The organism is Streptomyces sp. NPDC034037 (assembly GCF_055575715.1).
The window spans coordinates 189199-203975 of record NZ_JBVISC010000009.1; the positions used below are offsets into that span (position 1 = coordinate 189199).

Annotated in this window: 10 protein-coding genes; 4 read left to right on the forward strand and 6 right to left on the reverse strand. The window is 71.8% G+C overall.

Annotated features, from left to right (window positions below):
* Positions 1-8 precede the first annotated feature (8 nt).
* Positions 9-1466, forward strand: a complete 1458-nt coding sequence (locus ACZ516_RS28915) for a catalase (protein WP_358580263.1) — start codon at positions 9-11, stop codon at positions 1464-1466.
* A gap of 609 nt (positions 1467-2075) precedes the next feature.
* Here ACZ516_RS28915 and gcl read toward each other — a convergent pair.
* Entirely contained in the window at positions 2076-3863 is a 1788-nt protein-coding gene (gene gcl, locus ACZ516_RS28920; RefSeq protein WP_361087036.1) for a glyoxylate carboligase, read from the reverse strand.
* Positions 3864-4136: 273 nt separating this feature from the next.
* Here gcl and ACZ516_RS28925 point away from each other — a divergent pair, with 273 nt between their 5' ends.
* A complete protein-coding gene (locus ACZ516_RS28925; protein ID WP_469012395.1) occupies positions 4137-4766 on the forward strand; it encodes an alpha-ketoglutarate-dependent dioxygenase AlkB in 630 nt (209 codons plus the stop codon).
* Positions 4767-4872: 106 nt separating this feature from the next.
* Positions 4873-5418 carry a GNAT family N-acetyltransferase gene (locus ACZ516_RS28930; RefSeq protein WP_469012397.1) on the forward strand — a complete coding sequence of 182 codons (546 nt, stop codon included), beginning with the start codon at positions 4873-4875 and terminating at the stop codon, positions 5416-5418.
* Positions 5419-5427: 9 nt separating this feature from the next.
* Here ACZ516_RS28930 and ACZ516_RS28935 read toward each other — a convergent pair whose 3' ends face one another.
* A complete protein-coding gene (locus tag ACZ516_RS28935; protein WP_469012399.1) occupies positions 5428-7065 on the reverse strand; it encodes an AMP-binding protein in 1638 nt (545 codons plus the stop codon).
* 167 nt (positions 7066-7232) lie between these two features.
* Here ACZ516_RS28935 and ACZ516_RS28940 point away from each other — a divergent pair, with 167 nt between their 5' ends.
* Entirely contained in the window at positions 7233-8252 is a 1020-nt protein-coding gene (locus ACZ516_RS28940; RefSeq protein ID WP_361087048.1) for a DUF5954 family protein, read from the forward strand.
* Positions 8253-8297: 45 nt separating this feature from the next.
* On the opposite strand, the gene ACZ516_RS28945 is transcribed toward ACZ516_RS28940, so the two are convergent.
* From ACZ516_RS28945 to ACZ516_RS28960, 4 genes are all read right to left on the reverse strand, one after another.
* A complete protein-coding gene (locus ACZ516_RS28945) occupies positions 8298-11153 on the reverse strand; it encodes an NHLP bacteriocin export ABC transporter permease/ATPase subunit (RefSeq protein WP_469012401.1) in 2856 nt (951 codons plus the stop codon).
* A gap of 1 nt (position 11154) precedes the next feature.
* Entirely contained in the window at positions 11155-13440 is a 2286-nt protein-coding gene (locus ACZ516_RS28950; protein ID WP_469012403.1) for an NHLP family bacteriocin export ABC transporter peptidase/permease/ATPase subunit, read from the reverse strand.
* Positions 13437-14243 carry a hypothetical protein gene (locus tag ACZ516_RS28955; RefSeq protein WP_469012405.1) on the reverse strand — a complete coding sequence of 269 codons (807 nt, stop codon included), beginning with the start codon at positions 14241-14243 and terminating at the stop codon, positions 13437-13439. Before ACZ516_RS28955 ends, ACZ516_RS28950 begins: the two co-directional genes overlap by 4 nt.
* A gap of 92 nt (positions 14244-14335) precedes the next feature.
* The gene (locus ACZ516_RS28960) at positions 14336-14563 is read right to left on the reverse strand and encodes a type A2 lantipeptide (RefSeq protein ID WP_358580284.1); all 228 of its coding nucleotides are present in this window, start codon (positions 14561-14563) and stop codon (positions 14336-14338) included.
* Between the last annotated feature and the right edge of the window lie 214 nt (positions 14564-14777).

Sequence of the window (14777 nt, forward strand, 5' to 3'; positions counted from 1 at the left end):
AGGTCACCATGTCGAAGCGCGTGCTTACGACCGAGTCCGGCGCCCCGGTCGCCGACAACCAGAACTCCGCCACCGCCGGCGTCGGTGGCCCCATCCTGCTCCAGGACCAGCACCTCCTGGAGAAGCTGGCCCGCTTCAACCGTGAGCGCATCCCGGAGCGCGTCGTGCACGCCCGGGGCTCCGGCGCGTACGGGTACTTCGAGGTGACCGACGACGTCACCGGCTTCACGCACGCCGACTTCCTGAGCGAGATCGGCAAGCGCACCGAGCTGTTCCTGCGCTTCTCCACCGTGGCGGACAACCTCGGCGGCGCGGACGCGGTCCGTGACCCGCGCGGCTTCGCGGTGAAGTTCTACACCGAAGAGGGCAACTACGACCTCGTCGGCAACAACACCCCGGTGTTCTTCATCAAGGACCCCATCAAGTTCCCCGACTTCATCCACTCCCAGAAGCGCGACCCCTTCACGGGCAAGCAGGAGCCGGACAACGTCTGGGACTTCTGGGCGCACTCCCCCGAGGCCACGCACCAGGTCACCTGGCTGATGGGCGACCGCGGCATCCCCGCCTCGTACCGCCACATGAACGGCTACGGCTCGCACACCTACCAGTGGACGAACGCCAAGGGCGAGGCCTTCTTCGTCAAGTACCACTTCAAGACGAACCAGGGCGTCCGCTCCCTGTCCAGCGAGCAGGCCGCCGAGCTGGTCGGCAAGGACGCCAACTCGCACCAGACCGACCTGCTCCAGGCCATCGAGCGGGGCGTGAACCCCTCCTGGACGCTGCACGTGCAGATCATGCCCGCGTCGGAGGCGGCGGACTACCGCTTCAACCCGTTCGACCTCACCAAGGTGTGGCCGCACAAGGATTACCCGCTCCAGCGCGTGGGCCGCCTGGTCCTCGACCGCAACCCGGACAACGTCTTCGCCGAGGTCGAGCAGGCCGCGTTCTCCCCGAACAACTTCGTGCCCGGCATCGGCCCCTCGCCCGACAAGATGCTCCAGGGCCGGCTGTTCGCCTACGCCGACGCGCACCGCTACCGCCTGGGCGTCAACCACACCCAGCTCGCGGTGAACGCCCCCAAGGCGGCCAAGGCCGACAACTACGGCCGCGACGGCCTGATGGCGTCCAACCCCTACGGCCGCGACCGCAAGAACTACGAGCCCAACTCCTACGACGGGCCCGCCGAGACCGGTCAGCCGCTGTCCGCGCCGATCGCCGTCGCCGGCTACACGGGCACGCACGCCGCCCCGACCCACGCCAAGGACGACGACTTCTTCCAGGCCGGTGAGCTGTACCGGCTGATGTCCGAGGACGAGAAGTCGCGCCTGGTGGCGAACATCGCCGGTGGCCTCTCGCAGGTCTCCCGCGACGACGTCATCGAGAAGAACCTCGCCCACTTCCACGCCGCCGACGCCGACTACGGCAAGCGCGTCGAGGAGGCCGTCCGCGCCCTGCGCGAGGACTGAGCGAGCCGGAATTTCCAGGCTGCGCCGGTGAGTTGACGGGAGGTCGACTCACCGGCGCTGAGCCCGCACCGCCGTCACGGACCCGGATGAGGGGTGGTACGTGACGCGGGCGGGCACGGTCCGCGGCGGCTCTGCGAGCCCGTGCGGGGGTCAAGGTCCGGCGGCTTCCCTCTCGACCTGAGAAGAGGGACACCCCGGTCCGTCGCATCCGCCGCGGCCCCGACTCCCCCGTGCGCCAGTCCCGCACGGGGACGCCTCGACGCGAGGCCCATGGACTCCGCCCGGCAGCACGTATGCATGTTTCGCCAGTCGCGTGCCGTCGGGCGGGCACAACCTCACATCCCACGGCCGGAGCGCCGAGTACGGACGGTCCCGTACTCGGCGCTCTTTCGCGTGCGCGCGCAGGCCCCCGGGACCGGCACGCCGATCACCGGAGCCACGCCCTCGCCACCGAGGACGCCGGAGTGAGGCGCCGGCCCGTTCAAGGCCGGGCTGTTGCCCCTGGCCGACACCTCCAGCATCTCCCGCCCCGGTTCTCGTGGCCGGGCGCGCCAAAGGGGCGGTCCACCCCCCTCGGGTGGACCGCCCCTGTCCGTGCTCCGCCGTGTGTCAGACCTTCAGCGGGCGGATCGCCGTCGGCGCGTGGCCCGGCTCGGTCGCGATCTCCTCGAACTCCTTGACCGCGCTGATGTCCGCGGTCGGGCTCATCGAGATGTTCGTGATGCGCTCCAGGATCGCCTCGACGACCACCGGCACGCGGTGTTCGGCCGCGAGCTTCTTGGCCTGCTCGAAGGCCGGCAGCAGCTCGTCGGGCTCGGTGACCCGGATCGCCTTGCAGCCGAGGCCCTCGGCGACCTTGACGTGGTCGACGCCGTAGACGCCCAGCTCCGGGGAGTTCTGGTTCTCGAACTCCAGGTTGACCTGGAAGTTGATGTCCAGGCCGATCTGGGCCTGGCGGATCAGGCCCAGGTAGGCGTTGTTGACCAGAACGTGGACGTAGGGGATGCGGTGCTGCGCGCCGACCGCCAGCTCCTCGATCATGAACTGGAAGTCGTAGTCGCCGGAGAGCGCGACGACCGGCGACTGGGGGTCGGCCTTGGCGACGCCGAGCGCGGCCGGGATGGTCCAGCCGAGCGGGCCCGCCTGGCCGCAGTTGATCCAGTGGCGCGGCCGGTAGACGTGCAGCATCTGGGCGCCGGCGATCTGCGAGAGGCCGATCGTCGTCACGTACCGCGTCTCGGGGCCGAAGGCCCTGTTCATCTCCTCGTACACGCGCTGCGGCTTCATCGGCACGTTGTCGAAGTGCGTGCGGCGCTGGAGCGTGGACTTGCGCTCCAGGTGGGAGGCGACCCACGCCGAGCGGTCGGGCAGCTTGCCCGCGGCCTTCAGCTCCTTGGCCACCTCCACGAACAGCTCCAGCGCGGCCCTGGCGTCCGACGCGATGCCGTAGTCGGGCGCGAAGATCTTGCCGATCTGGGTCGGCTCGATGTCGACGTGCACGAACTTGCGGCCCTGGGTGTAGACGTCCAGCTTGTAGCCGGTGTGGCGGTTGGCCCAGCGGTTGCCGATGCCGAGGACGAAGTCCGACTCCAGGAACGTCGCGTTGCCGTAGCGGTGGCCGGTCTGCTGGCCGACCATGCCGGCGTTCAGCTCGTGGTCGTCCGGGATGGTGCCCCAGCCCATCAGGGTGGGCACGACCGGCGTGTTGGTGATCTCGGCGAACTCGACGAGGAGGTCGGAGGCGTCGGCGTTGATGATGCCGCCGCCCGCGACGATCAGCGGCCGCTCGGACTCCAGGAGGAAGCCGATGGCCTTCTCGATCTGGGCGCGGGTCGCGGCCGGCTTGTAGACCGGCAGCGGCTCGTAGGTCTCCGGGTCGAACTCGATCTCGGTCTGCTGGACGTCGATGGGCAGGTCGATGAGGACCGGGCCGGGACGGCCGGAGCGCATCAGGTGGAAGGCCTGCTGGAAGATGCCGGGGACCTGCGCGGCCTCCAGGACGGTGACGGCCATCTTCGTGACCGGCTTGGCGATCGTCGCGATGTCGACCGCCTGGAAGTCCTCCTTGTGCAGGAGGTGCGTGGGCGCCTGGCCGGTGATGCACAGGATCGGGATGGAGTCGCCGATCGCGGAGTACAGGCCGGTGATCATGTCGGTGCCGGCCGGGCCCGAGGTGCCGATGCAGACGCCGATGTTGCCCGGGTTGGTCCGGGTGTAGCCCTCGGCCATGTGCGAGGCGCCCTCGACGTGCCGCGCGAGGGTGTGGTCGATGCCACCGCCCTCCTTGAGCGCCTTGTAGAAGGGGTTGATCGCGGCGCCCGGCACACCGAACGCGTTGACGACGCCCTCGCGCTTGAGGATCTCAACTGCCGCGCGGGCAGCGGTCATACGAGCCATGGGGTTCTCCTGCTTCGACAGCTACGACAGCTTTTCGGCTGCCGGATACGGCGGGCGGATCCGGCTCCCGTCGCGCCCCGCGGTGAGCACTTTTTCCGCATTGTGGAAAGAATGTTCTGCTATATGGAAGCAATGTAAGCGGGCGCGTCGGAGACCGTCAAGGGACATCCGCGATCCGGCCGGACGACGCGGCAGCGGGGCGGCACCCCGGACCGCGCCCCGACCCCGGCCCACCATTGGCACTGATGTTCGAATGGGCGGTACGCTGGGCCCATGGCACGGAACCAGCTCCAGGGGTCGCTCTTCGATCAGGGCGAGGACCCGCGCCTGCGCTCCCTCGCCGGAATCCGCAGGACGGTCCTCGGCGACGGCGCGTGGATCGACCTGCTGCCGGGCTGGCTCACCGGCGCCGACGCCCTGTTCGAACACCTGGCCAGGGCCGTCCCCTGGCAGGCCGAACGCCGGCAGATGTACGAGCGGGTCGTGGACGTACCGCGCCTGCTCGCCTTCTACCGCGCCGGCGAACCGCTGCCCCACCCCGTACTGGAGGAGGCGCGCCGGGCCCTGAACGCGTACTACGCCGACGAACTCGGCGAGGAGTTCACGACGGCCGGCCTGTGCCACTACCGCGACGGGCGCGACAGCGTGGCCTGGCACGGCGACCGCGTCGGCCGGGGCGCCCGCGAGAACACGATGGTCGCCATCCTCTCCGTGGGCGCGCCCCGCGACCTGCTGCTGCGCCCGCGCGGCGGCGGCCGGACGGTCCGCCACCCGCTCGGGCACGGCGACCTGATCGTGATGGGCGGCTCGTGCCAGCGGACCTGGGAACACGCCGTCCCCAAGTCGGCCCGGGCCACCGGAGGCCGCATCAGCGTCCAGTTCCGCCCGCACGGAGTGCGCTGACCGCCCCCGCCCGTCGCACGCTTTACGGAGACCTCTGGATGACCGGCATACGGTCCCCGGGGAACGGCGGCGGCACGACCGGTGGTGGCCGGGGCATACTCGCCCCATGCCGATCCGCCCCGCCACCGCCGCCGAACTCCCCGTGCTCCAGGACATCGAGCGGGCCGCCGGAGAGGCCTTCCGGGCCCTCGGCATGGACGCCGTCGCGGACGACGAGCCGCCCGCCGAGGAGCAGCTGGAGCGTTTTCGCCGGGCGGGGCGGGCGTGGGTCGCCGCCGACGAGGACGACGTGCCCCTCGCCTATCTGCTCAGCGAGCCCGTCGTGTACGCGCCCGGCCCGCCCGTCGCGTACGCCGAGCACATCGAGCAGGTCACCGTGCATCCCCGCGCCGCCCGCCGTGGGCTCGGCCGCGCCCTGATCGAGCACCTCGCGGACCGGGCGGGCGCGCGGGGCAGGAAGGCGCTCACCCTGACGACGTTCGCGGACGTCCCGTGGAACGCCCCGTACTACGCCCGCATCGGCTTTCGCCCGCTGCCGGACGCCGCGCTCCCCCCGGCCCTGGAGGAGATCCGCGCGCACGAGGCGCGGCTGGGCCTCGACCGGTGGCCCCGCCTGTGCATGTGCCGCCCCCTGGTGCCCCGCCCGGCGTGAGGGCCCGGCCTACCGCCCGTACCGCTCCCTGAGTTCGACCTTGCGCACCTTGCCCGAGACCGTCATGGGGAAGGACTCCAGGATCCGCAGCGCGGACGGCACCTTGTAGTGGGCCAGCCGCCCCTCGCAGTAGGCCCGCAGCTCATCGAGCGTCAGCGTCTCGTCGGGCCCGCGCAGGATCACGCAGGCGAGCGGCACCTCGCCGTACCGCTCGTCGGGCACGCCCACCACCTGTACGTCGGCGATCTTCGGGTGGCCGTACAGGAACTCCTCGATCTCCCGGGGGTAGATGTTCTCGCCGCCCCTGATGATCATGTCCTTGATGCGGCCGACGATCTGGACGTAGCCGTCCTCCCGCATGACGGCCAGGTCGCCGGTGTGCATCCAGCGCCCGGTGTCGAGGACCTCGGCGGTCCGCTCGGGTTCGTTCCAGTAGCCGAGCATCACGCTGTAGCCGCGGGTGCGCAGTTCCCCCGAGGTGCCGCGCGGCAGGGTCACGCCGGTGGCCGGGTCGACCACCTTCACCTCGATGTGCGGCAGGACCCGGCCGACCGTGCCGGTCCTGCGCTCCAGGTCGTCGTCGCGGCGCGTCTGGGTGGAGACGGGCGAGGTCTCCGTCATGCCGTAGCAGATGGAGACCTCCGCCATGTGCATCTCGGCGACCACCCGCTTCATCACCTCGACCGGGCAGGGCGAGCCCGCCATGATCCCGGTGCGCAGCGAGGAGAGGTCGTACGTAGCGAAGTCGGGGAGGTTCAGCTCCGCGATGAACATCGTCGGCACGCCGTACAGCGAGGTGCACCGCTCCCGCTCGACGGCGTGCAGGGTGGCGACGGGGTCGAAGGACGGCGCGGGGATGACGACGCAGGCGCCGTGCGAGGTGATGGCGAGGTTCCCCATGACCATGCCGAAGCAGTGGTAGAAGGGCACGGGCAGGCAGACGCGGTCCTGCTCGGTGTAGCCGACCGTGCGGCCCACCCAGTAGCCGTTGTTGAGGATGTTGTGGTGGGAGAGCGTGGCCCCCTTGGGGAAGCCGGTGGTGCCCGAGGTGTACTGGATGTTCACGGGGTCGTCGCAGCTCACCTCGCCCTCGAGCGCCCGCAGTTCGTCCACCGGGACGGACGACGCGGCGTCGAGCAGCGCGTCCCACGACGCGTGCCCGATGTAGTGCACGGCGCGCAACTGTGGGCAGCGGGGCCGCACCTCGTCGACGAGCGCGCGGTAGTCGCTGCTCTTGTGGGACAGGGAGGCGACCAGGACGGAGATCCCGGCCTGCCTCAGCACGAACTCCAGCTCGTGCGCCCGGTAGGCGGGGTTGATGTTCACCATGATCGCGCCGATGCGGGCGGTGGCGTACTGCACGAGCACCCACTCGGCGCAGTTCACCGCCCAGATCCCGACGCGGTCCCCCTTGGCCACCCCGGCCGCCATGAAGCCGCGGGCCAGCCGCTCGACGGCGGCGCCGAACTCGGCGTACGTCCATCGGGTGCCCGCCGGCACGTCGACCAGGGCGTCGCGTTCGGGCCAGGCGGCGACGGCCCGGTCGAGGTTGCGCCCGATGGTGTCACCGAGGAGCGGGGTCGTACTGGTGCCGTGGGCGTAGGACGGCTCGGCCCCCTGCGGTGATCCACCCGGTGTCTGCGACATGCCGTCAAGGATGCCCCGAAGATCCTTGGGCGCCTACCCCCGCGCAGGGCGAGGCCAGGACGGCGACCCCGCGCCCCTCTACCGCCCGCGAGCCGCCGGTGCCAGGTTTTTCCCCGACTTGGCCCGTTCCGCCCCGCCCCCTCACCACCAGCCACCACAATGTGCGCATGACTGATGACTGGAAGCGACAACTGGACCAGGTGCACGCCGGTCTGGTGCGGCGCGACGATCCCGCCGAGCTGGTGACCGAGGCCGATGCCGTCGACGCGTCGTATCGCTATCCGCAACTCGCCGTCCGCGGGCCCGTCTTCGGTCTGGCCGTGCAGGATCCCGCCGTCGGCCCGCAGTGGCGGGTGGTGGCGCCCGTCGTGGACGGGATGCCCCAGCAGGCCCGGGACGCGCTCAACTCGATGCTGTGGTTCAAGGCCAAGGACGACACCGACGACCCCGCCGTACGCCGTGATCTGCTGGCGGCGGTCGCGATCCTGGAACGCGAGCCGGTGAACGAGGTGGAGGTGCGCGGCGCCCGCTACCGCGTGGTGCGGGGCGACGAGTTCGCCCGCAGCGGCGCCGACGGCCTGGAGCCGCCCCGGCCGACGGACCCCGAACCGGTCGAGCGGAAGTGGAGCGGGCGGCACGATCCGCCCTCCGCGGACCTCGGCTTCGTCCTCGACCCCGCCGAGGACACCTCCGGCCTGATGACGAGCGCCCTCAAACTGGGGCTGCGGGAGTTCGCGTACACGGGCGCGCGGTTCCCCGTCGACGTGCGCGCGGACTCCGTGCGGGCCATCGCCAGCCACCCCGACATCCTCCTCATGCCGGTCGGCTTCGGCGTGTCCGAGCGCGGCACGAAGGGGTGGAAGCCGGTGTCGTCCCTCATGCCCACCCCGCACGACGCCCGTCGGCTGCTGTACGACTCGATGACCGACGCCTGGCCGATGCTCTTCCGGTTCAGCCCCGAGGAGACGGCGGAGCACGCGCGGGCCGCCGAGGAGTTCAAGGCGCTCGGGCGTGCCAACGAGGTGCGCGTGGCCGACAAGCTGTACCGGATCTGCCGCACCGAGCGGCTGGTCCGCGTCGGCCCCGACGGCCCGGAACCGCCCCGCCCCTCGGACCAGGACTCGTTCGGCCCCATGCAGATCCACCCCACCATGGACGAGGACGGAACGATCCACCCCGGCGACTGACCTCGGCGCAGACCCAAGAGGTGGCCGGCCCGCCGGGAGCGCCGGTCAGCTCAGCTGGCGCCGCACCAGCGCACGCAGCCGCCCGCCGGCGTCCGCCAACAGCTGTCCCGGCGGCCCCTGTTCCACGATCCGCCCCTCCTCCATGACGACGACGCGGTCGGCGTCCATGACGGTGGACAGGCGGTGGGCGATCACGACGCGCGTGGCGTTCAGGGCGCGGGTGCTGTCGATGACCGTGCGTTGCGTCTCGTTGTCCAGGGCGCTGGTCGCCTCGTCGAGGAAGAGGACGCGCGGCCGGCGGATCAGGGCCTGGGCGATCATCAGCCGTTGACGCTGGCCGCCGGAGACCGCGCCGCCGCCGGAGATCATTGTGTGCAGGCCCATCGGCATCCGCTTGATGTCCTCGGCGAGGCCCGCCATCGCGGCCGCCTCCCACGCCTCCTCCTGCGTGAACGTCTCGGCGCCGCAGATGCAGTCCAGGATCGAGCCGCTGAGCGGCTGGGCGTTCTGCAGGACCACGCCGCACTGACGGCGTACGGCCGAGGCGTCGAGGGCCGCCAGGTCCTGGCCGTCGTAGAGCACGCTGCCCGCGACCGGCTGGTCGAAGCCGATCAGCAGGCGCAGCAGGGTCGACTTGCCGCAGCCGCTCGGGCCGACGACGGCCACGAACTCGCCGGGGCGGATCGCGAGCGAGACGTCGTCCAGGACGAGTGGGCCGTCGTCGGTGTAGCGGAAGGACAGGGCACGGGCCTCGATCTCCCCCCGCAGCTCGCCCGGCCGGGTGCTCCCCGAGCGCACCTCCGGGGTCTCGTCGAGGACCGGCTTGATCTGTTCGAACATGGGGAGCACGGCGGCCGCCGAGATCAGCGCGCCGGTCAGCTGGGTGACGGACGTGAGCAGCATCGTCACGGCGGTGCTGAAGGTGAGGAACTGACCCGCCGTGAGGCTGCCGCGGGCCGGGCCCGCGAGGAGGACGAACATGCCGAGGGTGCACAGCGGGAGGTAGACGGCGTTGAGGACCGTCGTCACGTTCTTGACGCGGCCCGCCCGCCGCTGCAGCTCGCGGCTGCGGGCGAACTCCCCCGCCCATGCCGCGTACGCGAAGCTCTCGGCCCCGGCCACCCGCAGTTTGGGCAGGCCGCGCAGCGTCTGGAACGCCTGGTTGTTCAGTTTGTTGCCCAGTTCCACCAGCTGCCGCTGCCAGCGCAGCTCCCACAGGCCGAGGGCGAGGAAGACGGCGGCGACGACGGCCAGCATCACCAGCGCGGCCAGGGCGAGGGGAACGCTGTAGCAGAGCAGCAGGACGAGGTTCATCGCGCCGATCGTGCTCGACTGGAGCACGACGGGGCCGATGCCCGACAGGACGCGGCGGATGGCGCTGACCCCCATCGCCGCGCTAGCCAGCTCGCCGGTGGAACGGGAGGCGAAGAAGCGGGTGGGCAGTCTCAGCAGCCGGTCCCAGACTGCGGGTTGCAGCGTGCTCTCCATCCGGCCCTCCATCCGCAGGACGGTGAGGTTCTGGAGCAGCATGAACGCCGCGGAGACGATGCTGGTGACCATGACGGCCAGGGACACCTGGACGATGAGGCTCTTCTCGCCGTTCGGCACGAACACGCCGAGCACCTGTCCCGTCGCGATCGGCACCAGCGCGCCGATCGCGACCGTCACCAAGGTGGCGAGGGCGAGGTTGCGCAGATCACCGCCCGTGCCGCGCAGGCTGAAGCGGGCCAGCCGCCACGGCGTCAACCTGCCCTCGGGCAGCGGGCGGTAGAACATCACGCCCCGGGGTTCGAACTCGTCGGCGTTGCTCCGGTCGACGCGGGTGCGCCGTCCGGACGTCGGGTGCACCGCCTCGTAGCCGCCGCGCCGCCACAGGAGCGCGACCGGCGTCCCGCTCGCGGCCCGGCGTCCCACCAGCGGGCCCGCGTACGCGCGCCACCAGCGCCCGTCGAGCCGGACGGCTCGGGTGCGGACACCGGAGGCGACGGCGATCTGCTCCACCGGGTCGGTCCGGTCGCTCACCGGGCCGCCCCGCGCGGTTTCGGACAGTGTGACGCCGGCCGCCTCGGCGACCAGCCGGCAGGCGGCGTACGTGGTGTCGTCACCGCCCCGCGTGCCCGAGCGGCGCGAACCGCCCTTTCCCGGGCGGCCGATGGAGGCGAGCAGGGTGCGGTCGGCCTCCTCGCGGACGTGCTCGCCCGCCTTGATGCCCGCCGCCGTGCGGTCCTCGTGGGCGCGCTCCAGGCGTTCGATCCAGCGGTCCAGCGTCGACAGCAGCCGGTACTGCTGGTCGACCATGCGCTGCCACATGGCGGCGTCGACGAGCAGGTCCCCCGCGGCCTCCGCGCTGTAGGCGGAGCCGTACCGCACGCTGCCCGGCGCGACCGGCATCCAGAGGATGTCGTCGTCGGTGACCACGTCGTCGGCCAGGGTCCGGCCGTCCAGAGGCGCCTCGAAGAGGACCCGGTGGCCGCGTGCGACACCGAGCGCGAAGGCGTGTTCCAGGAGGCTCAGGGTCGCGTCCTGGGTGTCGTACCGCGTGGGGTACCGCTCGTCCTCATACGCCCAGGTGTCGTTGTACTCGGGGCGGTACAGCTCGCGCAGCGGGACGCGCCGCAGCTCGCAGCCCTGGAGGGGCCGTCCGACGAGGGTGTGCCGGGGGCCTTCGACCGGGCCGAGGAGCAGCGTGCCCGGCTCCAGGCGGCCGAGGAAGTGCCAGTGGCCCTGCTGCACGGCGTCGACGGCGAACAGGTCGAGGGCGCCGGCGACGACGAACCACAGCACCTGCGGGCCTTCGAGGTCCACGCTGCGCAGGCCCGCACAGTCGACGGGCGTGCCGAGCGCGCCGAAGGCGGCGGCGACGCCGTCGCCGGGGTGGACGTATTGTGGGGCCTGCGTCACCTCAGTGCTCCTTGACCAGGTCGGCGTAGGGGCCGCCGGCGGCGACGAGGTGTTCGTGCCGGCCGCGCTCCACGACCTGGCCGTGGTCGAGTACGACGATCTCGTCGCTGTCGCGCACGGTGCTCAGGCGGTGGGCGATGACCACGCAGGCGCAGCCGCGGCGGCGCAGGTTGTCGATGATGAGCTGCTCGGTCCCGGCGTCCAGGGCGCTGGTCACCTCGTCGAGCACGAGGACGCTGGGGCGGCGGACCAGGGCCCGCGCGATCTCCAGGCGCTGGCGCTGCCCGCCGGAGAAGTTGCGGCCGTCCTGCTCGACCCGGCCGTGGATGCCGCCGGGCCTGCGGGCCACGACCTCGTACAGGCAGGCGTCCTGCAGGGCGGCGACGACCTCGGCGTCCGGGAGGGAGGGGTCCCACAGGGCCACGTTGTCGCGGATCGTGCCTTCGAAGAGGAACACGTCCTGGTCGACGAAGGACACGGACGCGGTGAGCGCGCCGCGCGGGATGTCCTCCAGACGCTGTCCGTCGATGCGGATGGTGCCCTCCCACGGGGTGTAGAGCCCCGATATCAGCCGGGAGACGGTCGACTTGCCGCTGCCGGAGCCGCCGACGAGCGCGACCTGCTGCCCCGGCCCGACCGTGAGGGAGAAGCCGGTCAGGAGCGGTTTGTCGAGGGGGCTGTAGCCGAAGGTGATGTTCTCCAGGGTGACGTGGCCCTTGAGGCGGCGGGTGTCGGCCGCCGGTGCGGGGCGCGTGTAGAGGGGGTCGACGGGGAAGTTCTCGACGTCCTTGAGGCGGGCGACGTCGGCGGCGAAGTCCTGGACGCGGCCCGCGACGCCGTTGAGGCGGGTGATCGGCGCGGTGAAGCGGGTGACCAGGGCCTGGAAGGCGACGAGCAGTCCGATCGACAGATGCCCCTCGACGGCGCGCAGACCGCCGAGCCACAGGATCAGCGCGCTGTTGAGGGTCGCGAGCGTCGGCGCGACGACGCCGAGCCAGGCGCTCGGCACGCCGAGGCGCTGCTGCTCCTCCAGGGTGGTGGCGTGCTGTCCGGCCCAGCGGCGGAAGTAGCCGCTCTCGCCGCCGGTCGCCTTCAGCGTCTCGATCAACTGCAGGCCGGTGTAGGCGGTGTTGGTGAGTTTGGCGCTGTCGGCGCGCAGTTTCTGGGTGCCGGTGGCGCGCAGCCGGACGACGACGCGCATCGCCACGACGTTCAGCAGGGCGATACCGACGCCGACGAGGGTGAGCTGCGGATCGTAGGTCCACAGCAGGGCCGCGTAGAGCAGGACGACGACGCCGTCGACCCCGGCGGCCGTGAGGTCGCGGGCCAGGGTCTCGGCGACGGCGTCGTTGGAGGCGAGGCGCTGCACGAGGTCGGCGGGGCTGCGCTGGGCGTAGAAGGTGACGGGCAGGCGCAGCAGGTGGCGCAGGAAGCGGGCGCTGCCGAGGGTGGAGGAGATGATGCGGCCGCGCAGCAGGTTGGCCTGTTGCAGCCAGGTCAGCAGCGCGGTGAGCGCCACCATCGCCCCCATGGAGGCGAACAGCGCGCCCAGCACGGACGTTTGATGGCCGATCAGGAACAGGTCGATGTACGTGCGGCTGAGCGCGGGCAGCGCGGCGCCGACCGCGACGAGCAGCAGGCTGGCCAGGAGGGCCGCGAGCATGGTGCCCGTCGTGCCGCGCAGCCGGGCGGGGAGGGCCTTGAGGACGCCGGGCCTGCGGCCGCCGGGGCGGAAGTCCTCGCCCGGTTCCAGGACGAGGACGACGCCGGTGAAGCTGGTGTCGAAGTCCTCGGCGGGCACGAAGCGGCGGCCCTTGCCGGGGTCGTTGACGTACACGCCCCGGCGGCCGAGGCGGCGCCCCGTGCCGTCGTAGACGACGTAGTGGTTGAACTCCCAGAACAGGATCGCGGGGGCCTTCACCTCGGCGAGCGCGGCGGGCTCCATCTGCATGCCCTTGGCCGTGAGGCCGTAACCGCGCGCCGCCTTGAGGACGTTGCTGGCCCGTGAGCCGTCGCGGGAGACGCCGCACGCGATGCGCAGCTCTTCCAGGGGCACGTAACGCCCGTGGTGGGCGAGGACCATGGCGAGGGCGGCGGCGCCGCACTCCACGGCCTCCATCTGCAGGACGGTGGGCGTCCGCACGGTCTTGGGCCGCCCGCCCCGTCGCGCGGGGGGCCGCGCCGCGCGACGGCGGCCGCGCCGCGGGGGTTCGGGGCGGTGCCTGCGGCGGCCGCCGGGGGGCGGCAGCCGCCGCTGGGGGGTCGGGGCGGGGTGCGGTGCGGTCACGGAAGCAGCCAATCGATCGGGCGCTGCTCGGCGAGGTGGACGGCGCCGGTGGCCGGGGTCATGGAGTCGAGCGCGAAGGGCGGGCCCCCGGCGGTCGACCACGCGTGGCCGGACCGGGTGCCGGGAGAGGGTTCGAGCCGTACGAGGACGGCCACGGGCGGCCCGTCCTTCGTGAACCGCCCGGCGAGTTCCTTGTCGCCGAGGAAGCCGGCGATCTTCTGGCGGGTCTGGGCGGCGCGTCCGACGGCCCGCACGTGGCCGCGCAGCGTCCCGTAGGTGTCGGTGGGCACGGACTGGACCGTGAGGTCGACGTCGGCGCCGACGGGGATGGTGGCCGCGCTGTCGGCGGGTACGTAGAGCAGGGCGAGGAGCGGGTCGTCGGCGCCGGAGACGCGCTCGACGGTGGCGACGTCGGCGCCGGTGGTGACCACGGTGCCGATTCTGGCGACCAGGCCGGTCAGGCGTCCTGCGGCGATGGCGCGCACGGTCCTGTCGCCCCGCTCCGTGCGGACTTCGAGCACGGGGGCGCCGGCGGCCAGGCGTTCGCCCTCCTTGGCCAGGACGCGGGTCACCTGCCCGGTGACGGGGCTCTGCAGGACGTAGCTGCCCTGGCCGTGCGTGAGGATGCCGGGCGCGCGGAGTGTGGAGGCCACCGAGCCGGTCACGGCCCAGATGCTCGCGGCGGCCATGGCGACGAGGGTGACGGCGAGGACGAGCAGGCCCTGGGGGCGGGCGTAGCGCACCGGAAGGTCGAGTTCCTCGGGCGACTGCAGCTTGGACAGGGCCTGTTGACGGAACTGCACGGAGCGTTTCCCTTGCTTGCCCGGGGCGTCCCCGAGCCCCGGAACCAGTGGCTCCGGGGCTCGGGGATCACGGTGTCTCGGTGAGCGAAGGCTCAGAGACCGGCGGTCAGGCCGGAGGCCAGACCCGTGACGGCGCCGGTGTTCACGCCGGTGACGTTGTCGACGGTGCCAAGGACACCGGAGACGACGCCGGAGACCGGGGCGATGGAGTCGACGGTGCCGGTGACGTTGCCCACGACCTGGCCGACGAGGCCGCCGGAGACGTTGTCGAGGTCGGCGTCGGAAATTTCGAGGGTCTCGACCTGGGGGGTGTTGTTCATGGCGTGAGCTGCCCTTCTCATCAATGTCGCAAAGGTGTTTCCAGCACAGCGGAACCTGACCTGCCAATTCCGCGTGGGCCAGGATCAAAGCACGTTCGCAGCTCGCACATCCAATCGGTGAAGCGCCTCTCGGTGAGGGGCACGGCGTCGCATCACCGCTGCGTGCAGGGGGTTTCACCGTGTGGCGGCAGCTCCTTCACAAGATTCACAGAAG

Excerpts from the sequence above, each read along its gene's own strand:
- ACZ516_RS28915 (WP_358580263.1), top strand. The coding sequence starts at position 9 with ATGTCGAAGCGCGTGCTTACGACCGAGTCCGGCGCCCCGGTCGCCGAC.
- gcl (WP_361087036.1), bottom strand. The coding sequence starts at position 3,863 with ATGGCTCGTATGACCGCTGCCCGCGCGGCAGTTGAGATCCTCAAGCGC.
- ACZ516_RS28925 (WP_469012395.1), top strand. The coding sequence starts at position 4,137 with ATGGCACGGAACCAGCTCCAGGGGTCGCTCTTCGATCAGGGCGAGGAC.
- ACZ516_RS28930 (WP_469012397.1), top strand. The coding sequence starts at position 4,873 with ATGCCGATCCGCCCCGCCACCGCCGCCGAACTCCCCGTGCTCCAGGAC.
- ACZ516_RS28935 (WP_469012399.1), bottom strand. The coding sequence starts at position 7,065 with ATGTCGCAGACACCGGGTGGATCACCGCAGGGGGCCGAGCCGTCCTAC.
- ACZ516_RS28940 (WP_361087048.1), top strand. The coding sequence starts at position 7,233 with ATGACTGATGACTGGAAGCGACAACTGGACCAGGTGCACGCCGGTCTG.
- ACZ516_RS28960 (WP_358580284.1), bottom strand. The coding sequence starts at position 14,563 with ATGAACAACACCCCCCAGGTCGAGACCCTCGAAATTTCCGACGCCGAC.